A 23,569-nucleotide genomic window follows, 5' to 3' on the forward strand; every position below is an offset into this window, starting at 1 on the left:
ATGGGCAGGAAGATCTTCATTCCCGACGACGCACCCCACCTTCTCGTCGTCGACGACGATACCCGCATCCGTGACCTTCTCCACCGCTACCTGACCGAACAGGGTTTCCGCGTCACCGTCGCGGCCGATGCCGGCGAGGCGCGTCGCAAGCTCGAAGGTCTGCATTTCGATCTTCTCGTGCTCGACGTCATGATGCCGGGCGAGTCCGGCCTGTCGCTCACCCGCAGCCTTGCCGAACAGAAACATGTGCCCGTCATCCTGCTGACGGCCCGATCGGAGGCGGAATCGCGGATCGCCGGTCTCGAAGCCGGCGCGGACGACTACCTCGCCAAACCCTTCGACCCGCGCGAACTGGTGCTGCGCATCAACAATATCCTGAAACGCAATCTTTCGGCGGACACGCCGAAGATCGAGCAGGTGATGTTCGGTCCCTACACTTTTTCCATCCTTCGCAAGGAGTTGAAGAAGGGGGCGGAGGTCATAAGGTTGACCGATCGGGAACAGGAAATCATGCTGCTGTTTTCCATGCGTGCCGGCGAAACCATTCCCCGCCACGAGCTGATCGGCAACGACACCGAAGTCGGCGAGCGCACCATCGACGTGCAAATCAACCGGCTGCGGCGCAAGATCGAGGACGATCCGGCCAATCCGGTCTGGCTGCAGACCGTGCGCGGCATCGGCTACCGGCTCAGCATGGACTGACCGGCGGCAGAGGCGGCGAAGACGGATACCGACGGAAGCGAAGGACAAATGACGCTCTTTGACAGCATCCGCGGAGAAGATCGCGCCCCGGGCGGCGGTTTGAGAGGCTTGGTCCGGTGGCTGCGGCGCCGGGTCCCGACCGGCCTTTACGCCCGCGCATTGCTTATCATCATCCTGCCCATGCTGATCCTGCAGACGGTGCTCGCCTTCGTCTTCATGGAGCGTCACTGGCAGATGGTAACGCAACGCCTCTCCGGCGCCGTAACCCGCGACATCGCCGCCATCATTTCGCTGATCGACGCCTATCCCGGACCTGAAAACCTCCAGAACGTCGTCCGGATCGCGCGTGACAATCTCGACATGACGATATCGCTGGAGGAAGGTGGCGAACTGCCGGCGCCAAGGCCGAAGCCCTTCTTCTCGATCCTCGACCAGACCCTCAGCGACCAGATAGAAAACCAGATCAAGCGCCCCTTCTGGATCGACACGATCGGCGATTCCCGGCTGGTCGAGATCCGCATCGCCCTCGATCAGGGCATTCTGCGAATCTTCGCCCGGCGCAATTCGGCCTACGCTTCGAACACGCACATCTTCCTGCTCTGGATGGTCGGCACCTCGCTGGTGCTGATCGTCATCTCCACCTTGTTCCTGCGCGGCCAGATCCGCCCGATCCTGACGCTCGCCAAGGCGGCAGAGAGCTTCGGCAAGGGCCAGAGGCCGCCTGAAGACTTCAGCCCGCGCGGCGCCGACGAAGTGCGCCGCGCCGGGCTTGCCTTCATCCTGATGCGCGAACGTATCGAACGGCAGATGGAGCAGCGCACCGCCATGCTGACCGGCGTCAGCCACGACCTGCGCACCATACTGACGCGCTTCAAGCTGCAACTCGCGCTCGCCGGCGACAATCCCGAACTCGACAGCCTCAACCAGGATGTGGAGGACATGCAGACCATGCTCGAAGGCTATATGGCCTTTGCGCGCGGCGAGGCGGAAGAGGATGTCGGCAAGCTGAAACTCAGCGAACTCTTCGAGAAGATCGAGGGGGACTTTGCCCTGCATGGCAAGCAGTTTTCCTCCAGGATCGAGGGCGAGGACGAGATCGCGGTCCGCCCGGCGGCCTTTACCCGGCTGGTGACCAATCTCGCCTCCAACAGCCGGCGCTACGCCAACAGGCTGGAGATCGAGGCCAGGCACAGCGCCAAATGGTTGACCATCACCTTCGACGACGACGGTCCGGGCATTCCGCGCGACATGCGCGACGAGGTGTTCAAACCGTTCTTCCGGCTCGACGAAGCCCGTAATCTCGATGCGTCGGGCACGGGGCTCGGGCTGGCGATCGCCCGCGATATCGCGCGCAGCCACGGCGGCAACGTCACGCTCGGCGACAGCCCCCTGGGCGGCCTGCGCGCCACCATCCGCGTTCCGGCATAATCGAGAGACAAAGGACAGACGCCATGACGACAGGAAACTGGGACGGCATGAACTGGCTCAATCCGCCGCCGCTGCTCGAGATCACCGCCGGAGATCTGCGGCTTGCCACGGGCGACCGGACCGATTTCTGGCAGCGGACCTATTACGGCTTCCGCCACGACAACGGGCACTTCCTGCACTGCCGCCGCGACGGCGAATTCACCATTGAAACCGCCTTCACCGGCCGCTACGAGGCTCTTTACGATCAGGCTGGCCTGATGCTGCGCCACGACGGGGAAAACTGGATGAAATGCGGGATCGAGTTCACCGACGGCCGCCGTCATTTCAGCACGGTGGTGACCGTCGCCGGCCGTTCGGACTGGTCGGCCTTTGCCTTGCCCGATGGAAACGGCCCTGTCGAAGCCCGAGTGACCCGGCTGGCCGATGCGCTTTTCGTGCAATATCGGCTTTCGGAGCCGGATAACTGGAAAATGGCTCGGCTCGGTTACTTTCCACCGGAACTCGCCTCGCTGGATGTTGGCGTAACCGCCTGCTCACCGCAAAGGGCCGGCTTCGAAGTAACCTTTCACCGCTTCGCTCTCACCGACCCGCTGAGCCGCGAAATCCACTGAGGCGCGGCGGCTCACATCATCTTCATGCCGTTCGGCACCGCCTGCTCGACCGAAGCCAGCACGATGGCTCCATCCTTGTCGGCAAAGCCCAGCGTCAGGACTTCAGAGCGAAACGGCCCGATCTGGCGCGGCGGGAAATTGACCACGCCGAGCACCTGCCGACCGACCAGGCTTTCCGGGGTGTAATGCACGGTAATCTGCGCCGATGATTTTCGGATACCGATTTCCGGCCCGAAATCGATCTTCATCTTGATCGCCGGCTTGCGCGCTTCCGGAAAAGGCTCGGCCTCGATCACCGTGCCGACGCGGATATCGACCTTCTCGAAATCGGCATAGGTGATTTCAGCAGAAGCAGGGGAGGAAACGGCAGCGCTCATCCGGCCAGTTCCTCGGCGCGAAGGCGCGCAGCCTCGATCGCCTTGTCGAACAGCGGCTGCATGCCCTCCTCCGCCATCAGAACGGAAAGGGCGGCGGCCGTTGTACCACCGGGTGAAGTAACATTCTGTCGAAGCTTCGCAGCGCCGTCGGGGGACTGGTGAAGCAGTTCACCAGCCCCCGCGACAGTTTCCCGTGCGAGGCGCATGGCCAGGTCCGCCTGCAGGCCGGCCTTGCGGCCCGCCTCGGCCATGCACTCCACGAGATAGAACACATAGGCCGGACCACTGCCCGAAAGGGCGGTCACAGCATTGATCGCGTCTTCGCTGTTCAGCCACTCCACCGGGCCCGACACCTTCAGCAGGCGATGGACGGTCTCGCGCTGTTCCGCAGTCACAGCGGCATTGGCATAGGCGCCGGTCACGCCACGGCCGATCATCGCCGGCGTGTTCGGCATGGCGCGAACCATGGCCACGGCGCCGAGATGGCTCTCCATGAAGGCGAGCGTCTTGCCGGCGGCGACGGAAACCACCACGGTAGAGGGACCGACCAGTGCCTTCAGCGGCGGCAGGACCTTCTCCATCACCTGCGGCTTGACCGCGAGGAAAAGAATATCGGCGGCAAGACCGGCCGGAACTTCCTTCACGTGGCGCGCGCCGGCCTCGGAAATCTGCGCCAGCATCGTCTGCGACGGACCCGGATCGACAACGGTGACGGAGGAGCCCGGAACGCCGCTCTTCAACCACCCCGTCAACATGGCGCCGCCCATATTGCCGGCCCCGACGAGTACCAATTGTCCCATTGCAGAATAACTCATTCTCAAGCCTTCCCGGCTCAGGCTTCCCCGGCCGTCTCGAACAACACGGCTTCCATCGCCGTCTTCGCATCGACCCCGGACCAGACCACAAACTGGAAGGCTTGGAAATAGGCTTCGCAAGCCTCGACCGCGCTGGACAGCAGCACCTCGACCTGGCGGTTGGTCGCCTCGGCGCCACCTGCCAGAAGCAGGGACTGGCGGAAGATCACCACATCCTCCTGGCGCCAGAGGTCGAAATGCCCCATCAGCACCTGGCCGTTGATGTGCGACAGCAGGCGGATCACCTCGTTGACGCGGTTTTCGGGTATCTTGATGTCGAAGGCCGAGGCGACATGCAGCGCCTCGAACTCCTCCATCCAGGAGAAAGAGACGTGGTAATCGGCCCAGCGCCCCTGAACGGTCATGGCGATCTCGTCCTCGCCGGACCGTTCGAAGGACCAGTCATTGGTCGCAGCGACGAACTCGATCATGTCGACCGGGTTGGACTGGCGTTCGAATTCCATTTCCATAAGGCTCATGCATCACCTTCTTGCCGGGACAAATGCGGATATCGAGCGAAACGCAACGACGACTCACACGAGTTTACCGGGAACAACACTAGGAATGATTCCCTATGGACCCCAGGATACTGCACTCACCCTGTCCGAAACTTGTGAAGGTCCGCTTCGAATCATCATTTAAAATCAGTGTATAATGGCACCGAGCAAGAACCAGCCCCCGTTATGCGATTTGCTCGCCGGGCCTGTGGAAAGCGATTGTGGCAGGTAGTGCGAAAGGCGCCATAAACGACTCTGGCGATTGGCTTTTTCCGGCCTGCCGGCATGTGGATAAAAAACTGTTAACGGCGCGATCCGGCATAGCTCCGGACGAGGCATGAAAGCAAAGCCTCACATACAAAACCGCCCACCGCGATCTCTCGCGGCAGGCGATAAAATTCTCTCAAACGCCTTTTCGGTTCCCATGGACCGGAAAAGAGGCGGGCAGTGCCGCCGGCGCTTACTTCGCCTTCTCGGCGAGCTGCCCTTCCAGCGCCTCGATCCGCTTCAAAAGGGCGTCGTTTTCGTCGCGCGCCTTGATCGCCATTTCCCGGACGACCTCGAATTCCTCGCGCTTGACGAGATCCATGCTGTTCAGCCAGCGCTCAGCCTGGGCGTGGAAGGCTGTTTCCATTTCCTTGCGCACGCCCTGCGCCGCACCCGCGGCATCCGTCATGAGCTTGGCGAATTCGTCCATAATGCGGTTAGGCCCGGTCGACATGGCTTTGGCTCCTCTTGGCACCTGATCCCTGGCCGGCAACGTGCTCCGGCCTGAAGTGAGGTAGGCATTTGCCGCCTCGGTTGCAAGGAAATTCGCTTGTGAACAAGGGGGAACGGACATGCCTGCGCCAAGATTCCATCTTGACCATGCCATGATCGGACGCCATTTTCCGCCGACATCGTCATAAGGGGCAACCTTGTCGTCAGCCACAGCACTCCTTTCCATCCTGACCTTCCCGGCCATTGACCCGGTGGCGTTTTCCATCGGTCCTCTGGCGATCCATTGGTACGGTCTCGCCTATGTCTGCGGCATCATGCTCGGCTGGGTGGTCGCGCGCGCCATGGTGCGCAACGAAAAACTCTGGCCGGCCGGCACGCCGCCCTGCACCGCCGCGCATCTCGACGATTTCCTTGTCTGGGTGGCGATCGGCATCGTCCTTGGCGGCCGGCTCGGTTATATCCTGTTCTACGACCTGCCTTCCGTCATCGCCGACCCCCTGCGGGCGATCGAGGTCTGGAACGGCGGCATGTCGTTCCACGGCGGCTTTGCCGGCGCGACGATTGCGATGATCCTCTTTGCCCGCCGCCACGCGATCCCGATCTGGAGCCTATTCGACATCGTCGCCAGCGTCGCGCCGATCGGCATCTTCTTCGGCCGTATTGCGAATTTCGTGAACGGCGAACTCTGGGGGCGCCCTTCCGACGTGGCATGGGCCATGGTCTTCCCGACTGGCGGCCCCTTTCCCCGTCATCCGAGCCAGCTTTACGAAGCCCTGCTCGAAGGCCTGTTGATGTTCGTGCTGCTGCAGATCATCGGCCGGGCCGGCGGTTTCCGCATGCGCGGCCTGGTCACCGGCTGTTTCGTCAGCCTCTACGCCGTCGCCCGCATCGCCGTCGAGTTTTTCCGCGAACCCGATCCGCAACTCGGCTATCTTGCCGGCGGCTGGCTGACCATGGGAATGCTTCTGTCGCTGCCGATGCTTGCTGTCGGCCTCTGGGCGCTCTGGCGCGCGCGTCGCACCGCGTCCTGAAGCGGGAATGGAGGAGGAAGACCAATGACGACCGCGCTTGCGGACAAGATCAAGTCGCTGATCCTTGCCGGCGGGCCGATCAGCGTCACGGATTATTTCGCCCTCTGCCTCGCCGATCCGGAACACGGCTACTATCGCACGCGCAATCCCTTCGGGCGCGCCGGCGACTTCATCACCGCCCCGGAAATCAGCCAGCTTTTCGGCGAAATGATCGGCGTTTTCATGGTGCTCGCCTGGCAGCACCACGGCGAACCGGCCGACGTGCGCCTCATTGAGATCGGCCCCGGCCGCGGCACGATGATGTCCGACATGCTCAGGGTTATCGCACGCCTCGCCCCGCGTCTCTACGAACAGTCGACGGTTCATCTCGTCGAAACCAGCCCCCGCCTGCAGGACGTGCAGCGCCAGACACTGGCGAACCACGGCCAGAAGGTGCACTGGCACGAAAGCTTCGACCAATTGCCCGCCGGTTTCACGCTGCTGGCCGCCAACGAACTCTTCGACGCCATTCCGATCCGCCAGTTCATCAAGACGCCCACCGGGTTCCGGGAACGCATGGTTGGCCTCGACGCCGACAATGAGCTTTCCTTCACGCTCGGCGTCGCCACTCTCGATCCCGAAATGCTGCCGCAGCGCGAAACACCTCCCCCCGATGGCACGATCTTCGAGGTATCCCCGGCCCGTGAGGCTGTTATGACGGCCATATGCGACCGCCTGAAACAGAATCACGGCACCGCACTCATCATCGACTACGGTCACATGGTCACCGGCTTCGGCGACACGCTTCAGGCGGTTCGCGACCACAAGTTCGATCCGCCGCTCGCCAATCCGGGCCTCGCCGACCTGACCAGCCATGTCGACTTCGAGACCCTGGCCCGCAGCGCGCTTACGGCCGGCGTTCATGTCAACGGCTGCCTGCATCAGGGCGATTTCCTGGTGGCGCTCGGTATCGAGGAACGCGCCTCGTCCCTCGGTCGCGACAAGGACGCCGGGACGCAGCGCGACATCGTCGAAGCCGTCCAGCGGCTGGCGGGGTCCGGCGAAGGAAGGATGGGAGAACTCTTCAAGGTACTCGCCCTCTCCAGCCCCGCCGTTTCGGTTCTACCCTTCAAATCCGGCAATTGACATCGCATGCGGCGATGGCCAACATCACGCCGATCGCCGCGCCGGAGGAACATAAATTCCGCTTTTATTTCAATGCGGGAACAGGCGGACCGGGCACTGTACCGCCGCGACGGAGACCACCATGCCGATGAACGACGCGCCACAGCCGATCGAAAGCCCCATACTCGCCGCAGGCGCAGGCGCGGGTATACGGCATGGCTATTTCACCCGCGGGGGCGGTATTTCCGATGGCATCTACGCCGGCCTCAACGTCGGGCTCGGTTCCCGCGACGATCCTGAGAGAGTACGCGAAAATCGCCGCCGGGTGGCACAATGGTTCGCACAGCCCATCGAAAAACTGGCGACGGTTCACCAGGTGCATTCGCCTGACGTGATGGTAGTCGATGCAACCTATGACGGGGCAAGACCCGAGGCGGACGCCCTGGTGACGGCAACGCCCGGCCTCGTCCTCGGCGTTCTGACCGCCGATTGTGGTCCGGTATTGTTCATGGACCCGGAAAACGGCGTGATCGGCGCTGCCCATGCCGGCTGGAAGGGCGCTCTCGGCGGCGTTCTGGAAAATACCGTGGATGCGATGGTCGGCCTCGGCGCCCGCCGTGAGGCCATCCGGGCCTGCCTCGGCCCCTCGATCAGCGCCCGCAATTATGAGGTCGGCCCCGAATTCGTCGAGCGCTTCCTCGCCCAGGACCCCTCATTCGACGTGTTCTTCAGCCCCTCGGAACGTCCCGGCCATGCCATGTTCGACCTGCCCGGACTGACCGTCCGCCGCCTTTCGGACAGCGGCGTAAGGGCGGAAAATCTCGATCTCTGCACCTATGCCGATCCGCAGGCCTTCTTTTCCTATCGCCGTACCACCCACGCCGGCGAACCGGACTACGGACGACAGATCTCTGCAATCGCCATCATGGAGAAATGACATGGCCCTGCAGTTCGAACCGAGCGAATATGCGGATCGCCTCGCCCGCCTGACGGCGGCCATGGCCGAACAGAAGCTGGATGCGATGCTGCTCTTCGCCCAGGAAAGCATGTACTGGCTGACCGGCTACGACACCTTCGGCTACTGCTTTTTCCAGACGCTCGTCGTGAAGGCCGATGGCTCCATGACGCTTCTGACGCGCTCGGCCGATCTGCGGCAGGCCAAGCATACCTCGACGATCGAAAACGTCGTCGTCTGGGTCGACCGGGTGAACGCCGATCCGAGCGTCGACCTGCGCAACCTCCTGAGCGAGATGGACCTGCTGGGCGCCCGCATAGGCATCGAATACGACACCCACGGCATGACCGGGCGCGTCGCCCGGCTGCTCGACAACCAGCTGACCAACTTCTGCGAGATCGTCGACGCCTCCTATCTCGTGAGCGAACTCCGCCTCGTGAAGAGCCCAGCCGAAATCGCTTGCGTCGAGCGCGCGGCAACGCTTGCCGACGATGCCCTCGACGCCGCCCTGCCGCTGATTAAGGCCGGCGGGGACGAGGCAGCGATCCTTGCGGCCATGCAGGGAGCGATCCTTGCCAGCGGCGGCGACTATCCGGCCAATGAATTTATCATCGGTTCGGGTGCGGATGCCCTGCTCTGCCGTTACAAGGCGGGGCGCCGGAGGCTCTCGGACAAGGACCAGCTGACGCTCGAATGGGCGGGAGCGGCGGCGCATTATCACGCGGCGATGATGCGGACGATCGTCATCGGCGAACCGAGCCCGCGTCACCGCGAACTTTACTCCGCCTGCCACCAGGCCATCAAAGCGGTCGAAGAGGTGCTGCGGCCGGGCTACACCTTCGGCGACGTCTTCGACACCCATGCGCGCATCATGGACGAACGCGGTCTTGCCCGTCACCGGTTGAACGCCTGCGGTTATTCCCTCGGCGCCCGCTTCTCGCCCTCATGGATGGAGCATCAGATGTTCCACACCGGCAATACCCAGGAAATCCGCCCCGACATGTCGCTCTTCGTTCACATGATTATCATGGACAGCGAGCGCGAGACGGCGATGACGCTTGGCCACACCTACCTTACCACAGCCGCCGCGCCGCGCCCGCTTTCACGGCACGGGCTGGAACTGCTGGTGCGCTAGGCGCAGCCTGCGCGGAAACGCCCCCGCAAGGCCGGCCATAAGGATTTGCTAGGATTTTAGCCGTATTCTCGTCAATCGGCACGGAGGTGGCACGAGGACGGTAGCGCGTATGAAACCTGCACGCATGGCAATGACGAGTCTGATCGTGACGGTCATGCTGACGGCATGCAATACGCCCGACGCCCTGACGCCGCCGATGGAGGTGGGCGACGGCGGCCAGCCGGTAACGGATGGCAATCTCTCTCTCGCAAGCCAGTCGAGCGGCACCTACAACTCCTCCACCGCCTCCTATCCCGTGGAAAGCGCCTCGCTTTCCGAACAAGGCTACACGCCCGGTCCGCAGAACACGCTGGAAGCACAGGCAGCCGCACTCCAAGCCGGCCACAACCCGGTCGCTTCGGCGCCCCTGACGGGCGATCCCGCCGCCTATCCCGAAGCGCCGTCCGCCACGTATCGGCAGCAGCAACCCGTTGAGCCGCAACAGCCTATGCAGCCGATGCAGCCGCAGCCAGTCGCAGCACAGCAGGTTCAGCCTTCTGCCCCGGCTGAGGTCGCGGCCCTTCCGCCTGCCGCTGCGGTCGGCACCATCCGCTTCCTGCCGATCATCGGCGCACCCGTGCAGGCTGTCACACCCTTGTCACGCCAACTCGGCGCGGAGGCCCGCGCCCGCGGGCTCACCATCAAGCCGGCCTCCGATCCCGCCAGCCAACACATCCTGAAGGGGTATTTCTCCGCCTTCGGCGACGGCGGCACCGTCACCATCGTCTATGTCTGGGACGTGCTCGACGCGAGCGGCGGGCGACTGCATCGCATTCAGGGGCAGGAAACCCTGAAATCCGGCGCCCAGGATCCCTGGGCAGCGGTTCCGGCCTCCCTGATGCAGCAGATCGCCACCCGGACCATCGCCGAATATGTGAACTGGCGCGACAGCCAGCGCGGTTGATGCAACGAGGTCACATAGTTTTCACGAAAAAGGTTGCCATTGTCGTCTTCGCTCTTGCATTCGGGCTTGAGGGCGCTAAAAAGCGCCCATTCTCAGCAGGGCAATAGGCGGGCCAAAATGAAGGTATTCGCAGGTAACTCCAACCGGCAACTCGCCGAGGCAATCTGCAATTATCTGAACGTACCACTCGGAAAGGCCAGCGTAAGACGCTTTGCGGACCAGGAAATCTTCGTAGAAATCCAGGAAAACGTGCGCGGCGAGGACGTTTTCGTCGTTCAGTCCACCTCCTTCCCCGCCAATGACCACCTGATGGAACTGCTGATTATGATCGACGCCTTCCGGCGTTCATCGGCGCGGCGCATCACGGCGGTCCTTCCCTATTTCGGCTATGCCCGCCAGGATCGCAAACCCGGCCCCCGCACTCCGATTTCCGCCAAGCTCGTCGCCAACCTGATTACCGAAGCCGGCGCCGACCGCGTTCTGACCCTCGACCTGCATGCCGGCCAGATCCAGGGCTTCTTCGATATCCCGACCGACAATCTTTACGCGGTTCCGATCCTGGCCCGTGACGTCAAGGAGCATTACGACCTGAAGAACGTCATGGTCGTCTCGCCCGACGTCGGCGGCGTGGTGCGCGCCCGTTCGCTGGCAAAGCGCCTCGACTGTCTGCTGGCGATCGTTGACAAGCGCCGCGACCGCCCCGGCGAGTCCGAGGTCATGAACGTCATCGGCGACGTGACCGGCAAGGACTGCATCCTGATCGACGACATCGTCGATTCCGGGGGCACGCTCTGCAACGCCGCCGAGGCCTTGCTGAAGCATGGCGCGACCAGCGTCACCGCCTATATCACCCACGGCGTCCTGTCCGGCGGCGCCGTGACGCGCGTCGCATCCTCGAAGCTGCGCGAACTCGTGATCACGGACTCGATCCAGCCGACCACCGCCGTCCAGTCGGCCCACAATATCCGTGTGTTGACCACCGCCAACCTGCTTGGCGAGGCGATCAACCGCACGGCCGCCGAAGAGTCTGTTTCGAGCCTTTTCGACTGATCGTTTCGATATCGGAATGCAGCACAAAGCCCGCGTCCCTTTTTGGGCCGCGGGCTTTGTGCTTCTGGAACCCGCAGACGGGCTTTAGCTCCTCACCATCGGCACGGGGCAGGCCTCTCCGCCGGAAAAGAGCCGGGAACGGGTCAGGAAGCGTCGCTCGCGGCCGTTGTCGAGCGAAAACATGCCGCCTCGCCCTTCCACCACGTCGATGATGAGCTGGGTATGCTTCCACGCCTCGAACTGGCTGCCGCTGATATAGAACGGCACGCCGCCGATCTCGCCGAGCTTCACGTCGGTTTCGCCGACGCGGTATTCGCTCGCCGGATAACACATCGGCGATGAACCGTCGCAACACCCTCCTGACTGGTGGAAAAGAATGTCGGGATGGTCCCTCCGGATTTCGGCAAGAAACGCAAGTGCGGCATCGGTGGCGATGACGCGGGGCTCGCCGGCAGTGATGGTCGCGGTCATGGGTCCCTCCGGTTTGCCCCTTCTCCTCCCGCGGGGATAGAGGGTCACGATGAGGGGCAGGACAGAGCGGCCCCACATCCGCCCTATGGCACCTTCTCCCCGCAAGCGGGGAGAAGGAAGACACGCTCAGAAGAAGCCGAGCGCCTTCGGGCTGTAGCTGACCAGCATGTTCTTGGTCTGCTGGTAGTGCTCGAGCATCATCTTGTGGGTCTCGCGGCCGATGCCGGACTGCTTGTAGCCGCCGAAGGCCGCATGGGCCGGATAGGCATGGTAGCAATTGGTCCAGACGCGGCCGGCCTGGATGTTGCGGCCGAAACGGTAGCAGGTATTGGCATCGCGGCTCCACACCCCGGCACCCAGGCCATAGAGCGTGTCGTTGGCGATTTCCAGCGCTTCCGCCTCGTCCTTGAAGGTGGTGACGGAGACAACCGGCCCGAAGATCTCTTCCTGGAAGATCCGCATCTTGTTGTGACCCTCGAACACCGTCGGCTTGACGTAGTAGCCGCCAGCCAGATCGCCCGAAAGTTCATTGCGGTAGCCGCCGGTCAGGACCTTTGCGCCCTCCTGCTTGCCGATGTCGATATAGGAAAGGATCTTCTGCAATTGTTCGCTGGAGGCCTGAGCGCCGATCATCGTCGACATGTCGAGCGGGTCGCCCTGACGCACGGCCTCGACGCGCTTGACGGCCTTTTCCATGAAGCGGTCGTAGATCTTCTCGTGCACCAGCGCACGGCTCGGGCATGTGCACACCTCGCCCTGGTTGAGAGCAAACATCGCGAAGCCTTCCAGCGCCTTGTCGAGGAAGTCGTCGTCTTCCGCCATCACGTCGGCGAAGAAGATGTTCGGCGACTTGCCGCCCAGTTCCAGCGTGACCGGGATCAGGTTCTGGCTGGCATACTGCATGATAAGGCGGCCGGTCGAGGTTTCGCCGGTAAACGCGATCTTGGCGATGCGCGGGCTGGTCGCAAGCGGCTTGCCGGCTTCGAGGCCGAAGCCGTTGACGATGTTAAGAACGCCCGGCGGCAAGAGGTCGGCGATCAGTTCGGCGAGAACGAGGATCGATGCGGGGGTCTGTTCGGCGGGCTTCAGCACGACGCAATTGCCTGCGGCAAGCGCGGGCGCGACCTTCCAGGCAGCCATCAGGATCGGGAAGTTCCACGGAATGATCTGTCCGACGACCCCGAGCGGCTCATGGAAGTGATAGGCGACGGTGTCGTGGTCGATTTCGCCGATCGAACCTTCCTGGGAGCGAACGCATGCGGCGAAGTAGCGAAAATGGTCGATGGCGAGCGGAATGTCGGCCGCCATGGTTTCACGAAGCGGCTTGCCGTTGTCCCAGGTTTCGGCGCGTGCCAGAAGCTCGAGATTGGCTTCCATGCGGTCGGCGATCTTGTTGAGGATGTTGGAACGTTCGGTCGTCGACGTATGGCCCCACTTGTCCTTGGCGGCATGGGCGGCGTCGAGCGCGAGATTGATGTCGTGTTCGTCGGAACGGGCGACTTCGCAGAGCTTGCCGCCGGTGACAGGCGTCGTGTTGTCGAAGTAACGGCCGTTCACCGGCTCACGCCATTCGCCTCCGATGAAATTGCCATAGCGCAGCTTGAACGGCGATCCGGCAATGGTCTGAACCTGGATATTCATCTGTAATCCTCCCTGTGAAAGGTCCCTCCTGGACCGATGGGAAGATGATCGCGATGAAAGTTGGCTTCCGGAAGTGGTGCAGCCTCATACCGCAGCGCACACTGTTTCACTTATGATACAGCAATGGCTAACATGCGCATTCCCCCGGCAGACCGGTCACTGCAGGGAAAAACGCTTCATCTTCCGGTGCAGCGTCGCGCGGCTGATACCGAGAACCTGAGCAGCCTGGGACACGTTGCCGTTTGTCCGGGAAAGCGCCCGCCGGAGGGCCGCCCTTTCCGCATCGTCGAGATCGGAAGAGGCTTCGCCCCTGTCCTCGCGCAAGGCGTCCGATGCGGGAATCCCCTGCGCGATCATCTGGTCGTCCAGCCTGAGCGCGACGCGCGCCGCCTTTGTGGCCCCCAGAATGAGGTCGTCCTGATCGACGGCAAGCAAGGCCGACACGGAAGCGCCTGCGGTCGGCACCATGACGATCCGAGCGGCGGGAAATGCCATGCGAAAAAGGCTCATCTCCACACGCGTCGCGACATCGCGGACCGCTTGCGAGAGGATTGCCAGCGTCATGTCGGTCACATCCTGCCGGCATGTCGAAATGTCCAGCGCTGCCGTTACCCGACCGAGATGGTCGCGGATTGGCGCTGTGGCGCAGCTCAAAGTAATATTCGAGCTCAGGAAATGCTGGTCGCCGTGAATGACCACCGGCCGCTCGTCGGCAAGGGCGGTGCCGATACCGTTGGTCCCGACACTCGCCTCGCTCCAGACGTTCTGCTGCCAAAGGCCGAGACCGTGGAAATCCGCATCGTCGCCAGCCGCACCGCGCCGGTCGAGCACCACGCCGCTCTTGTCAGAGAGTACGAGGCAGCAACCCGAACGACCGACGGTCTGATAGAGACGGTCGAACTCGTCCGCGCACACGTGAATGAGGTGCTCCATCTTCTCGCGAGCCTCGCGAAAGACGGTGTCATCGACCTGGACGGGTTTGCGCCCCTCTTCCGGCTGCAATTGATAGAGGTTCAGGCAGCGCCGCCACGAAGCGGCAATCGGCGAACTCGCCGCAGCCGAATTCTGCAAGGCGGTCGCATAGACCAAGTCCGAATGACTCGTTTCTCGGCGCATGGTGCTCCTCCCAAAGCTTGAACTCATTGTGCCCGCGCTCTTTGAATCTTTCAATCGGCGAGTCCTGATACAAGATGCGACTAGCTTTCCCAATTGAAGGTGTCGCAATATTGCGCCACTCTGCGCCCGGATCGTCCCGAACTGTCATCAGACGGCCAGACGATCGCCTTCCATCCGCTCCCGGCGGCACAATCACCGGCAGCGCCTTTCTGCCGCAATAAGCGATACGTCTTTCCGAACTTACACCCGATCTCATCTCCTGTCCGGCGGAAAATCCCGGAAAGCCTTGCCTTTGCAGGCGGTCTGTATTATAGCGCCCCCGTCCGCGTAGACACCCTTGGAGGCAACGCGGATGAGGCGTCTTCATCGACATCTCCGGTTTCCTGCCAGCGGATCGACGATCCGCGGGTGGCGAAGCTCTCCAAATAACCTCGAAAGGAATAGCCATGAGCCACGCAACTTACGAGCTCAAGGCCGAGGCGCGCGAACGGGTTGGTAAGGGGTCCTCCCGTGAACTTCGCCGCAACGGTTTGATTCCCGCTGTCATCTATGGTGACAAGCAGGCCCCCATCTCCATCGCGCTCAACACCAACGAAGTGACGAAGCGCATCCACGCCGGCGGTTTCATGACCACCGTTGCCGTGATCGAAGTCAACGGCGAGAAGATCAAGGTCCTGCCGAAGGACTATCAGCTCGATCCGGTTCGCGACTTCACCATGCACGTCGACTTCCTGCGCGTTTCGGCAAACAGCCGCGTCAGCGTTCAAGTCCCGGTTCACTTCGTCAACGAAGAGCAGTCCGCCATCAAGATCGGCGGCGTTCTGAACATCGTCCGTCACGAAGTCGAACTGCTGTGCCCGGCCGACAACATCCCGGAATTCATCACGGTTGACCTCGCTGGCCACAAGATCGGCGACAGCCTTCACATTTCCCACGTGAAGCTGCCGGCCGGCGTTACCCCGGTCATCACCGACCGCGACTTCACCATCGCGACGATCGTTGCCCCGGCCGGTGGCGTCGACGAAGCCGCTGCTGCTGAAGCTTGATTTCTTCAGCCAAAGGCAAAGCGTAAATACGATCCCGCCTCATCGAGGCGGGATTTTTTTATGCCCGCGATCGCCCAAACGCGAATGCTGGTAGATTTGAGAATTTCGCTTTAACGCAATTTAACAGATTCGTGAAACCGTTGGGGAGTGTGGGAACGAGCTGGGGACATATGACTTGACGATCGGAACGTGTCGTCCGTTAAAAGACAGGGATCGTGCGCGATGAATCGTTCCATCGAAAGCCGATTTCTTGCGATCGTCGCAATCACCGTCTTCGTCCTGATCGTTCCGCTCTTCGCCCTCTTCCTCACACTCTCTTCCGAACAGGCCGGCAAGGAACTCAAGGATCACGTCGAGGTGCTGCTTGCGGCCAATTCGCAGGCACTGGCCAAACCCATGTGGGATTTCGACCGGGAAAGCGTCGAACAGATCACGGCGAGCATCGTCTCTTCCAATTCCATCGCCAAGGTTCAGGTTCGCGACGTCTCCGGCGGTATCAGCGTTTCGATGCCGGCGTTTCCGGTCTGGTCCAAGCACGGCGTCCGTTCCATGTCGCGCGAAATCTTCTACCAGACGGTGGACGGAGCGAAACTGGTCGGAACGATCACCATCTATTTCGACAGGCTCGAAGCGCTTTCCTCCCTGCGCCGGGCGGAGGGCCTGCTGATCGGCATCTTTGTGGTCGCCGTGGTCGGCATTGTCGGCGCAGCGATCCTCGGCAGCCGCCTGATGATTATCCGGCCGCTGCTGAAACTGACCGCCGCCATCGAGGCCACCCGCCAGCTCGGCTCCCGGCACCATGTCGACTGGCAGTCGAACGACGAGATCGGCCGGCTGGCAAAAAGCTTCAACGCGATGCAGAGCCAGCTTGAACAGGAGGAGCGCGAACTGAAGCTGGCGCACCACCGCATTACCGACATCTATAACCTGACACCCGCCATGCTGCTGTCGCTCGACGAGGACGACCGCATTACCGGCGTCAGCGATTACTGGCTGCTCGCGACCGGTTACCGGCGCGCCGAGGTCATTGGACACCGCTTCGCCGATTTCGTGCCGGCAGACGTCCGCGATGCCTATCTCGAACGCAAGAGGTGCAGGGGCAAGAGCAATAGCGTGGTCGAAATCACCACCAAGTTCATGCGTGCCGACGGCAATGTAATGGACGTGCTGATCGCCGAAGCCAACAAGGAAGCCCATGCTGACGAGCTGGCGCTCTCCCTGAGCGTCATGACCGATGTGACGGCCCTCAAGCAGTCCGAAGCGCGCAACCTTCGCCAGGCCATCACCGACCATCTGACCGGACTGATGAACCGCCAGGGTTTCGAAAATGCGCTCGATACGGAGATCGACAAGACCGATGAAGAGGGCGGAGAACTGGCCTGCATCTTTGTCGATCTCGACCGTTTCAAATGGATCAACGACAATCTCGGCCATCACGCGGGCGATAGTGTGCTGCGCCAGCTGGTCGATCTGATGCGGCCGCTGCTGCCGGCAGGCGCCATCGCCGCCCGTCTCGGCGGCGACGAATTCGCCATTCTTATCCGCTCAGATGCCGCCGAGCGGGACGCCATGGACATCAGCCACCGTCTCTGCGCGATTTTCGACGAACCGCTTCTCGTACACAGCACGACGGTTCGGCTGAGCGCCAGCGTCGGCGTCGCGCTCTATCCCCGCCACGCGCACAACGCCGCCGAACTTCTGCAGAAGTCGGATATGGCCATGTACAGCAAAAAACGCGACGGCAAGAACGGAGCCCTGCTCTACGATCCCCTGATGCAGGACAATACGCGTCACCGCGCGGAGATCGAGCGCGATATCGAGGCCGGTCTCGCAAACGACTGGTTCGACGCCTTCTTCCAGCCGATCATCGATCTTTCGTCCGGCACAGTGATCGGTTACGAGGCGCTGCTTCGCCTCGACCACCCCGAAAAGGGCATCATGCCGCCGGCGGAAATCATCCGCGTCGCCGAAGAGACAGGAGCGATCACCCGTGTCGGCAACAGCATGCTCGACAAGGCACTCGCCAACCTCGTCCGTCTCTCGGAAGCCACCGGCAACGACCAGGCCTATCTCGCCATCAATTTCTCGCCCCTGCAGTTCGAACCGACGCTGCCGATCCGGCTTGCGTCGCTGACCACGCGCCACGGCATTGCCCCACACCGCATCGTCATCGAAATCACCGAAGCCACGCTGCTGCACGACAATCCGCAGATCCGGACCATTCTCGATGAATTCGCCGGTTTCGGCTGCCGTATCGCGCTCGACGACTTCGGCACCGGTTATTCCTCGCTGAGCTATCTCAACCGCTTCCCTGTGGACATCGTGAAGATCGACCAGTCCTTCGTCCATTCGCTCTCGGCGGACAATCCGGAACTGCGCCACAAGAGCCGGATGCTCGTCGAAGGGATCACCGCGATCTCGCACAAGATGGAATGCAGCGTCGTGGCGGAAGGCGTCGAGACCGAAACGCAACGTGACGCACTGAAGCAGTTCGGCGTCGATGCTGGCCAGGGCTATCTCTTCGCCCGGCCGCAACCGGTCCAACATCTGATCGATCTGGAAATCAACATGGATACGGCGCGGAGTTCCGTCGCCTGAAGCACCACAATCATGAAAGGAAATGCACGCATGCGGCTGATGGCATTTTTCCTCTCGATGGGTCTGGCGGGCGCGGCCAGCGCCGAGACGATCCACTTCACCACGGAAGACTACCCGCCCTATAACTACCGCCAGGGTAACGGCTACGGCGGTGCCGGCTACAAGCAGGTCATCGAGATGATGAAACATGTCGATGCCCAATATACGGTCGAACTGATGCCATGGGCCCGCGCCCTTGCGCTTGCCGAGACCGATACACGCACCTGTGTCTTCACCACCGCTCATATTCCGGAGCGGCACAACCGTTTCAAATGGGTCGAACCCCTGGCCATCGACCGCAACTTCATGATCGCGCGCAAGGGGTCCGGCGTGAAGGTCACGAACAACGAGGAAGCCAAGCAGTACATCGTCGGCACTCAGCGCAACGATTACACCCAGAACCTCCTGGAGCGGGAAGGGTTTCCGAAGATCGACCTTACAACCGACCTCGATCTCACCCTGAAAAAGCTGGTCGCCGGTCGTATCGACCTCATGCCGATCTCCGAGAAATTCTATATGAAACTGAAGCAGGAAGGTAACCCGGTCGAGGCGCAGTATGTCTTTTCCAAGCAGACCTTCTCGATCGCATGCAACATCAATTTCCCCGAACCGCTCCGCCAGAGCATGCAGCAGGCATTGGCCGGCCTTATGGCCAACGGAACCCAGGCCCGTCTACTTGAGGAGGAAGGCCTCGGCGGTCTCGGCGCGACCACCGACGAGTTTCCGGAGCAATAATTCGGGTTGACAAGTCCCGCATTTGGCGATGGTGAAAGCCTGACACTGAAAGGGAACCGCCGCCTATGATGATTATCGCCGGCTTGGGCAATCCGGGCTCGAAATACGAAGGTAACCGCCACAATATCGGTTTCATGGCCGTCGATGCCCTGCACCGCCGCTACAGCTTTTCGCCTTGGTCGAAGAAGTTCAGGGCGGAGATCGCCGAAGGCGAGATTGCCGGCGAGAAATTGCTTCTGATGAAGCCGCAGACCTTCATGAACCTCTCGGGTGAATCGGTCGGCGAAGCCATGCGCTTCTACAAGCTCACCCCCGCCGATATCGTTGCCATTCACGACGAACTCGATCTTGCGCCAGGCAAGGTGCGGCTCAAGGCCGGCGGTGGCCATGGCGGCCACAACGGCCTCAAGTCGCTCGACGCCCATTGCGGCAGAGAATACCGCCGCCTTCGCCTCGGCATCGGCCATCCCGGCGACAAGGACCGCGTGCACGGCCATGTGCTCGGCGACTTTGCCAAGGCCGACCACGCATGGCTAGATCCGCTTCTCGACGCCATTGCAGACAATGCCGATCTGCTGGTCAAGGGCGAGGATGGCAAGCTGCTGAACAAGCTGGCGCTTACAACGGGCGGCAAGGCCGAGGGGGAAGAGCCTAAAGCTACGGCCAAGACCGCCCCGAAGCCGGCCGGCAAGTCGCATATCCATCAGGCCCGCAACACGGCGCAACCGAAGCTCCCCGAGACCGGCCCGATGGCGGAAATGTTGAAGCGGATGTTCGCCAAGAAGGGCGAGTGAAAATCCGGCCGAAGGGCAAGGCTATTCCGCGCCTGGTATTTGAAGCAAAAACGGAAAAGCTTCGGGGGCGAGTTTCGCTCTATCGGCGATACCCGAGCGAAACCCGCAAATCGGCCGACGGAGGCAGACCTCGCCGTCCGCCGCAGAAACCTTTCAGTCCTCTTCGCCGAGGGCTCTCCACACCAGAGCTCCGATGATCGCGCCGACGATAGGCGCCGCCCAGAAGAGCCATAGCTGCTGCAATGCCCAACCGCCGGCAAACAGCGCCTGCCCCGTCGACCGCGCCGGGTTGACCGACGTATTGGTCACGGGGATCGAAATCAGATGGATCAGGGTCAGGGCAAGACCGATGGCAATCGGCGCGAAGCCCACCGGAGCTTTTCCGTGGGTGGAACCCAGTATGATGAGGAGGAAGAACGCCGTCAGAACGACTTCGATCAGCAACGCCGAGAGCAGAGAATAACCGCCCGGCGAGTGCTCCCCGTATCCGTTGGAAGCGAAGCCGCCGAGATCGACCCCGGCCTTGCCTGTCGCGACGACGTAAAGGACCGCTGCCGCGGCAGTGGCGCCAAGAACCTGGGCTGCGACGTAATGAGGAAGCTTGCCGGCTTCGAAACGGCCGGCGACGGCCAGTCCCACCGACACGGCCGGATTGAAATGCCCTCCTGAAATTCCACCGACGGCATAAGCCATCGTCAGAACCGTCAGACCGAAGGCCAGGGCGACCCCGACAAAACCGATGCCGAGCTCCGGAAAGGCTGCGGCGAGCACTGCGCTGCCGCAGCCGCCAAACACCAACCAGAACGTCCCGAGAAATTCCGCCAGAAGTCTTGCCTTCATGATAGCCCCTCCTCGCCTCATGGCATTTCTGTCGATCAGGAAAGCGTCTAATCCACCACGGCGAACCGTTCGATTCGCGGACCGATGTTTCCTTCTGAAAAACTTAGATTATCGAAATGACAAAAGACAAGGGCAAGATGCGAGGCATGCACGCCTGAGCTGTGATTGGGGACGGCGATGATTGCGGCAGGCAGCGCTCACTCTTCCGGTTCCGTGGTGAACATCAGCGGAAAGCCCGCTTCCTTGCCGAGGTCGGTCGCTTCCTTCGCCTTGGTTTCCGCGATATCGCGCGTGCAGACGACCACCACTGCCGTCCCCATCTTGTGCGCTGTCATCATGACCCGGTATCCGGTCTCCTCGCTCATCCGGAAGACGGCCTTCAGCACCATGGTCACGAATTCTCGCGGCGTATAGTCGTCGTTGACGAGAATGACCTTGTAGAGCCGTGGCCGCTCCAGTTTCGGCTTCGTCACCGTCTTCGGCTTCAGGTCGGTATCATTCTGCGGCATGGGATACTCCTGTCGCGGACTGGCATCGTGGGCGCATGAGCGCACTAACCATAGCATGGATCGGCGGCAAAACGCATGGGTTCCGTCCCGCAGAAAGTCCGGCGACCGCCTCGAGACTTGACCGCTCTCCTCCTTTATCCCATAGGCGTGGGCAACGAAAATTCCAAGCGAAACAGGTATCCTGGCCATGGGCTTCAAATGCGGTATCGTCGGCCTGCCGAATGTCGGCAAGTCCACCCTCTTCAACGCGCTGACTAAGACGGCCGCCGCGCAGGCCGCCAACTATCCCTTCTGCACCATCGAGCCGAACACCGGTGAGGTCGCCGTGCCGGATGCGCGCATGCAGAAGCTTGCCGCCGTCGCCGGCTCGAAGGAAATCATTCCGACGCGCATCTCCTTCGTGGATATCGCCGGCCTCGTGCGCGGCGCCTCCAAGGGCGAAGGCCTCGGCAACAAGTTCCTTGCCAATATCCGCGAAGTCGACGCCATCGTCCATGTGCTGCGCTGCTTCGAGGACACCGACATCACCCACGTCGAAGGCCGCATCGATCCGGTCGGCGACGCCGACACCATCGAGACCGAGCTGATGCTGGCCGACCTCGAAAGCCTGGAGCGCCGCGTCGAGCAGACCCGCAAGCGCGCCACCGGCAAGGACAAGGACGCCGTCGCCCAGCTTCCGGTCATGGAAGCCGTCATCAAGCTGCTGAATGAAGGCAAGCCGGCCCGACTTCTGCTGAAAACGCTCGCCCCCGACGATATCGCCATCCTCAAGGGCCTGAACCTGCTGACGTCCCACCCCGTGCTCTACGTCTGCAACGTGGCCGAAGGCGATGCCGCGACCGGCAACAAGTACACTGAAGCCGTCGCGAAGATGGCCGCCGCACAGGGGGCGGAATGCGTCGTCATCTCCGCCGCCATCGAGGCGGAAGTCGCCCAGCTGCCGGAGGAGGAAGCCAAGGAATTCCTGTCCGCCCTCGGTCTGGAGGAAGCTGGCCTCGATCGCCTGATCCGCGCCGGCTATCACCTGCTGGACCTCATCACCTACTTCACCGTCGGCCCGAAGGAATGCCGCGCCTGGACCATCGTCCGCGGCACCAAGGCACCCCAGGCAGCCGGCGTCATCCACACGGATTTCGAACGCGGCTTCATCCGCGCCTTCACCATCTCCTATGACGACTACATCGCCTACAAGGGCGAAGTCGGCGCCAAGGAAGCGGGCAAGGGCCGCGACGAAGGCAAGGAATACGTCGTCCATGACGGCGACGTGATCCACTTCCGCTTCAACACCTGATACGGACCCGCGATTATCGGATGATACACGACTGCCGTCCCTCGCAAGAGGGGCGGCAGTTTCATTTCACGGCTCGAAGAGACAGTCCAGCGACCCTATTCCGGTTGTAGCAGGTGACCGCTCCACAGCGCCCGCAAGGTGGCGAGGCTGACAAGGAGAATCATGGCCGAGACGACAAGCAGCAGCAGCCACAGGGCAGGCAGGTGCCAAGACATCGGATGATGATCCGCCACCTTCAGCGATGCGATGGAGAAGGCTGCCGCCGGAAACGTGTAACCCCACCATGACATGGCAAAGGGCGCACTTCTAAATACCGGCCAGAGCGTCACCAGAACGGCAGCCACAAGTGCTGCCAGCGCATAGATGCCGAGCGGACCCGGACCGACACCATTGGTCAGTGCCATCAGCGCGATACTGCCGACTGACGGCGGTGCCAGCAGAATAGCGAGTGTTGGTCTCATCTTGGCCGGCAGCGCCGGACCAGTCGCCAGCCTCTGCAAAATCAACGGCTGCACCATCAGCCACAGCAAAGCTCCGAGACCAAACAGCATCCAGGACAGCGTGAGGAAGCCAAGCTTCGGCCCGAAGATCGGTGCCAGTACATTGCCGACGAGCGGGATAAGAAGCGGCGGTGTCAGCGTGGCAGCGTCGCGTGGCGAGAGCAGAAGGCTGCGCACTATCCAGACACCGATCACCAGATGCAAGGCTACGCCGGCCAGCCACAGTGCCGAAGCGATGGGCACCGAATACGGAATGGCGCCCCCGGCAATAATCATCAGGCCGATCGAGATCGCGCCGGCAAAGGCCGAGCGAATAGGATGCATGAGATCGGCAGCAAGTGCTTCGTGATGACGAAACGCCCGCAGAACATGCGCCAGAAAGATGACCACCCACGCAGCAGCAGCTGTTGCCATAAGCACCTCGCCAGCAATGGCAGGCGCCTGAATGACGCTGCCGGCTTCGCGCCAGGCGAGGGCCAAACCACCAAGGCCCATCGGCACGGCAAACAGCGGCAGGGGCAAATGCCGCAAACTCCCCTGCTGCGCCCCCTCCGTGGGGGCACCCGAATGGTCAAGTGTAAC

The 23,569-nt window shown here is 62.0% G+C and carries 24 protein-coding genes; 14 read left to right on the forward strand and 10 right to left on the reverse strand.

Annotated features, from left to right (window positions below):
* Genes J5N58_RS02575 through J5N58_RS02585 form a run of 3 tightly spaced genes read left to right on the forward strand, consistent with a single transcriptional unit; the run spans window position 1 to window position 2,741 of the window.
* A complete protein-coding gene (locus J5N58_RS02575; protein WP_112830985.1) occupies window positions 1-702 on the forward strand; it encodes a response regulator in 702 nt (233 codons plus the stop codon).
* A 48-nt stretch (window positions 703-750) separates the two neighbouring features.
* Window positions 751-2,130 (forward strand): ATP-binding protein, encoded by a 1,380-nt coding sequence (locus J5N58_RS02580; RefSeq protein ID WP_113339161.1) that lies wholly within the window; start codon window positions 751-753, stop codon window positions 2,128-2,130.
* 23 nt (window positions 2,131-2,153) lie between these two features.
* Window positions 2,154-2,741 (forward strand): DUF1349 domain-containing protein, encoded by a 588-nt coding sequence (locus tag J5N58_RS02585; RefSeq protein ID WP_113439106.1) that lies wholly within the window; start codon window positions 2,154-2,156, stop codon window positions 2,739-2,741.
* Window positions 2,742-2,752: 11 nt separating this feature from the next.
* Here the strand turns inward: J5N58_RS02585 and J5N58_RS02590 are convergent, their stop codons facing one another.
* The 4 genes from J5N58_RS02590 to J5N58_RS02605 all read right to left on the reverse strand — a co-directional run bounded on the left by J5N58_RS02590 (window position 2,753) and on the right by J5N58_RS02605 (window position 5,190).
* Window positions 2,753-3,118 carry a tRNA-binding protein gene (locus tag J5N58_RS02590; protein WP_112830988.1) on the reverse strand — a complete coding sequence of 122 codons (366 nt, stop codon included), beginning with the start codon at window positions 3,116-3,118 and terminating at the stop codon, window positions 2,753-2,755.
* Window positions 3,115-3,933 carry a pyrroline-5-carboxylate reductase gene (proC, locus tag J5N58_RS02595; RefSeq protein ID WP_244709519.1) on the reverse strand — a complete coding sequence of 273 codons (819 nt, stop codon included), beginning with the start codon at window positions 3,931-3,933 and terminating at the stop codon, window positions 3,115-3,117. The genes J5N58_RS02590 and proC overlap by 4 nt, the downstream gene beginning before the upstream one ends.
* A gap of 17 nt (window positions 3,934-3,950) precedes the next feature.
* Entirely contained in the window at window positions 3,951-4,451 is a 501-nt protein-coding gene (locus J5N58_RS02600) for a type III secretion system chaperone family protein (protein ID WP_112830990.1), read from the reverse strand.
* Window positions 4,452-4,929: 478 nt separating this feature from the next.
* Window positions 4,930-5,190, reverse strand: coding sequence for an accessory factor UbiK family protein (locus J5N58_RS02605; protein WP_112830991.1), 261 nt, complete (start codon window positions 5,188-5,190; stop codon window positions 4,930-4,932).
* A gap of 196 nt (window positions 5,191-5,386) precedes the next feature.
* Between J5N58_RS02605 and lgt the strand changes: the two genes are divergently transcribed.
* The 6 genes from lgt to J5N58_RS02635 all read left to right on the forward strand — a co-directional run bounded on the left by lgt (window position 5,387) and on the right by J5N58_RS02635 (window position 11,407).
* The gene (gene lgt, locus J5N58_RS02610; RefSeq protein ID WP_113448359.1) at window positions 5,387-6,220 is read left to right on the forward strand and encodes a prolipoprotein diacylglyceryl transferase; all 834 of its coding nucleotides are present in this window, start codon (window positions 5,387-5,389) and stop codon (window positions 6,218-6,220) included.
* Window positions 6,221-6,244: 24 nt separating this feature from the next.
* Window positions 6,245-7,345 carry a class I SAM-dependent methyltransferase gene (locus tag J5N58_RS02615; RefSeq protein WP_244709521.1) on the forward strand — a complete coding sequence of 367 codons (1,101 nt, stop codon included), beginning with the start codon at window positions 6,245-6,247 and terminating at the stop codon, window positions 7,343-7,345.
* Window positions 7,346-7,472: 127 nt separating this feature from the next.
* Window positions 7,473-8,261 carry a peptidoglycan editing factor PgeF gene (pgeF, locus tag J5N58_RS02620; RefSeq protein WP_425314448.1) on the forward strand — a complete coding sequence of 263 codons (789 nt, stop codon included), beginning with the start codon at window positions 7,473-7,475 and terminating at the stop codon, window positions 8,259-8,261.
* A 1-nt stretch (window position 8,262) separates the two neighbouring features.
* A complete protein-coding gene (locus tag J5N58_RS02625; RefSeq protein ID WP_113467383.1) occupies window positions 8,263-9,414 on the forward strand; it encodes a M24 family metallopeptidase in 1,152 nt (383 codons plus the stop codon).
* Between the two features lie 109 nt (window positions 9,415-9,523).
* On the forward strand, window positions 9,524-10,357 hold the full coding sequence (locus tag J5N58_RS02630) for a hypothetical protein (protein WP_113467384.1): 834 nt from the start codon (window positions 9,524-9,526) through the stop codon (window positions 10,355-10,357).
* 117 nt (window positions 10,358-10,474) lie between these two features.
* The gene (locus J5N58_RS02635; protein ID WP_112830997.1) at window positions 10,475-11,407 is read left to right on the forward strand and encodes a ribose-phosphate pyrophosphokinase; all 933 of its coding nucleotides are present in this window, start codon (window positions 10,475-10,477) and stop codon (window positions 11,405-11,407) included.
* Window positions 11,408-11,491: 84 nt separating this feature from the next.
* Here the strand turns inward: J5N58_RS02635 and J5N58_RS02640 are convergent, their stop codons facing one another.
* The 3 genes from J5N58_RS02640 to J5N58_RS02650 form a co-directional block, all read right to left on the reverse strand.
* Window positions 11,492-11,878: a DUF779 domain-containing protein gene (locus J5N58_RS02640; RefSeq protein WP_244709525.1), complete on the reverse strand. Its 387-nt coding sequence runs from the start codon at window positions 11,876-11,878 to the stop codon at window positions 11,492-11,494.
* A 126-nt stretch (window positions 11,879-12,004) separates the two neighbouring features.
* The gene (gene adh / locus J5N58_RS02645) at window positions 12,005-13,519 is read right to left on the reverse strand and encodes an aldehyde dehydrogenase (protein WP_112830999.1); all 1,515 of its coding nucleotides are present in this window, start codon (window positions 13,517-13,519) and stop codon (window positions 12,005-12,007) included.
* 156 nt (window positions 13,520-13,675) lie between these two features.
* Window positions 13,676-14,635: a helix-turn-helix domain-containing protein gene (locus J5N58_RS02650; RefSeq protein WP_112831000.1), complete on the reverse strand. Its 960-nt coding sequence runs from the start codon at window positions 14,633-14,635 to the stop codon at window positions 13,676-13,678.
* 446 nt (window positions 14,636-15,081) lie between these two features.
* Here J5N58_RS02650 and J5N58_RS02655 point away from each other — a divergent pair, with 446 nt between their 5' ends.
* From J5N58_RS02655 to pth, 4 genes are all read left to right on the forward strand, one after another.
* A complete protein-coding gene (locus J5N58_RS02655; protein ID WP_112831001.1) occupies window positions 15,082-15,681 on the forward strand; it encodes a 50S ribosomal protein L25/general stress protein Ctc in 600 nt (199 codons plus the stop codon).
* 222 nt (window positions 15,682-15,903) lie between these two features.
* Window positions 15,904-18,279, forward strand: coding sequence for an EAL domain-containing protein (locus tag J5N58_RS02660; protein ID WP_244709527.1), 2,376 nt, complete (start codon window positions 15,904-15,906; stop codon window positions 18,277-18,279).
* A gap of 30 nt (window positions 18,280-18,309) precedes the next feature.
* Window positions 18,310-19,053, forward strand: a complete 744-nt coding sequence (locus tag J5N58_RS02665) for a substrate-binding periplasmic protein (RefSeq protein ID WP_244709529.1) — start codon at window positions 18,310-18,312, stop codon at window positions 19,051-19,053.
* A 65-nt stretch (window positions 19,054-19,118) separates the two neighbouring features.
* Window positions 19,119-19,847 carry an aminoacyl-tRNA hydrolase gene (gene pth, locus J5N58_RS02670; RefSeq protein WP_244709531.1) on the forward strand — a complete coding sequence of 243 codons (729 nt, stop codon included), beginning with the start codon at window positions 19,119-19,121 and terminating at the stop codon, window positions 19,845-19,847.
* A gap of 153 nt (window positions 19,848-20,000) precedes the next feature.
* On the opposite strand, the gene aqpZ is transcribed toward pth, so the two are convergent.
* Window positions 20,001-20,687, reverse strand: a complete 687-nt coding sequence (aqpZ, locus tag J5N58_RS02675) for an aquaporin Z (protein WP_112831005.1) — start codon at window positions 20,685-20,687, stop codon at window positions 20,001-20,003.
* Between the two features lie 197 nt (window positions 20,688-20,884).
* Window positions 20,885-21,196: an ATP-dependent Clp protease adapter ClpS gene (clpS, locus tag J5N58_RS02680; protein ID WP_112831006.1), complete on the reverse strand. Its 312-nt coding sequence runs from the start codon at window positions 21,194-21,196 to the stop codon at window positions 20,885-20,887.
* A 187-nt stretch (window positions 21,197-21,383) separates the two neighbouring features.
* Between clpS and ychF the strand changes: the two genes are divergently transcribed.
* Window positions 21,384-22,487 carry a redox-regulated ATPase YchF gene (ychF, locus tag J5N58_RS02685; RefSeq protein ID WP_112831007.1) on the forward strand — a complete coding sequence of 368 codons (1,104 nt, stop codon included), beginning with the start codon at window positions 21,384-21,386 and terminating at the stop codon, window positions 22,485-22,487.
* A 95-nt stretch (window positions 22,488-22,582) separates the two neighbouring features.
* On the opposite strand, the gene J5N58_RS02690 is transcribed toward ychF, so the two are convergent.
* Window positions 22,583-23,509 (reverse strand): SLAC1 anion channel family protein, encoded by a 927-nt coding sequence (locus J5N58_RS02690; RefSeq protein ID WP_244709534.1) that lies wholly within the window; start codon window positions 23,507-23,509, stop codon window positions 22,583-22,585.
* Window positions 23,510-23,569 lie beyond the last annotated feature (60 nt).

This window comes from Paenirhizobium cremeum, from assembly GCF_022884085.1.
GTDB lineage: Bacteria > Pseudomonadota > Alphaproteobacteria > Rhizobiales > Rhizobiaceae > Allorhizobium > Allorhizobium cremeum.

What these genes read in the sequence shown, in the direction of transcription:
- clpS (WP_112831006.1), bottom strand. Translation starts at nt 21,196, where the DNA reads ATGCCGCAGAATGATACCGACCTGAAGCCGAAGACGGTGACGAAGCCG.
- J5N58_RS02630 (WP_113467384.1), top strand. Translation starts at nt 9,524, where the DNA reads ATGAAACCTGCACGCATGGCAATGACGAGTCTGATCGTGACGGTCATG.
- J5N58_RS02575 (WP_112830985.1), top strand. Translation starts at nt 1, where the DNA reads ATGGGCAGGAAGATCTTCATTCCCGACGACGCACCCCACCTTCTCGTC.
- pth (WP_244709531.1), top strand. Translation starts at nt 19,119, where the DNA reads ATGATGATTATCGCCGGCTTGGGCAATCCGGGCTCGAAATACGAAGGT.
- J5N58_RS02660 (WP_244709527.1), top strand. Translation starts at nt 15,904, where the DNA reads ATGAATCGTTCCATCGAAAGCCGATTTCTTGCGATCGTCGCAATCACC.
- J5N58_RS02640 (WP_244709525.1), bottom strand. Translation starts at nt 11,878, where the DNA reads ATGACCGCGACCATCACTGCCGGCGAGCCCCGCGTCATCGCCACCGAT.
- J5N58_RS02655 (WP_112831001.1), top strand. Translation starts at nt 15,082, where the DNA reads ATGAGCCACGCAACTTACGAGCTCAAGGCCGAGGCGCGCGAACGGGTT.
- proC (WP_244709519.1), bottom strand. Translation starts at nt 3,933, where the DNA reads ATGAGTTATTCTGCAATGGGACAATTGGTACTCGTCGGGGCCGGCAAT.
- J5N58_RS02600 (WP_112830990.1), bottom strand. Translation starts at nt 4,451, where the DNA reads ATGAGCCTTATGGAAATGGAATTCGAACGCCAGTCCAACCCGGTCGAC.
- aqpZ (WP_112831005.1), bottom strand. Translation starts at nt 20,687, where the DNA reads ATGAAGGCAAGACTTCTGGCGGAATTTCTCGGGACGTTCTGGTTGGTG.
- pgeF (WP_425314448.1), top strand. Translation starts at nt 7,473, where the DNA reads ATGAACGACGCGCCACAGCCGATCGAAAGCCCCATACTCGCCGCAGGC.
- ychF (WP_112831007.1), top strand. Translation starts at nt 21,384, where the DNA reads ATGGGCTTCAAATGCGGTATCGTCGGCCTGCCGAATGTCGGCAAGTCC.
- J5N58_RS02580 (WP_113339161.1), top strand. Translation starts at nt 751, where the DNA reads ATGACGCTCTTTGACAGCATCCGCGGAGAAGATCGCGCCCCGGGCGGC.
- J5N58_RS02590 (WP_112830988.1), bottom strand. Translation starts at nt 3,118, where the DNA reads ATGAGCGCTGCCGTTTCCTCCCCTGCTTCTGCTGAAATCACCTATGCC.
- J5N58_RS02605 (WP_112830991.1), bottom strand. Translation starts at nt 5,190, where the DNA reads ATGTCGACCGGGCCTAACCGCATTATGGACGAATTCGCCAAGCTCATG.
- adh (WP_112830999.1), bottom strand. Translation starts at nt 13,519, where the DNA reads ATGAATATCCAGGTTCAGACCATTGCCGGATCGCCGTTCAAGCTGCGC.
- J5N58_RS02665 (WP_244709529.1), top strand. Translation starts at nt 18,310, where the DNA reads ATGCGGCTGATGGCATTTTTCCTCTCGATGGGTCTGGCGGGCGCGGCC.
- J5N58_RS02635 (WP_112830997.1), top strand. Translation starts at nt 10,475, where the DNA reads ATGAAGGTATTCGCAGGTAACTCCAACCGGCAACTCGCCGAGGCAATC.
- J5N58_RS02585 (WP_113439106.1), top strand. Translation starts at nt 2,154, where the DNA reads ATGACGACAGGAAACTGGGACGGCATGAACTGGCTCAATCCGCCGCCG.
- J5N58_RS02650 (WP_112831000.1), bottom strand. Translation starts at nt 14,635, where the DNA reads ATGCGCCGAGAAACGAGTCATTCGGACTTGGTCTATGCGACCGCCTTG.
- J5N58_RS02625 (WP_113467383.1), top strand. Translation starts at nt 8,263, where the DNA reads ATGGCCCTGCAGTTCGAACCGAGCGAATATGCGGATCGCCTCGCCCGC.
- J5N58_RS02615 (WP_244709521.1), top strand. Translation starts at nt 6,245, where the DNA reads ATGACGACCGCGCTTGCGGACAAGATCAAGTCGCTGATCCTTGCCGGC.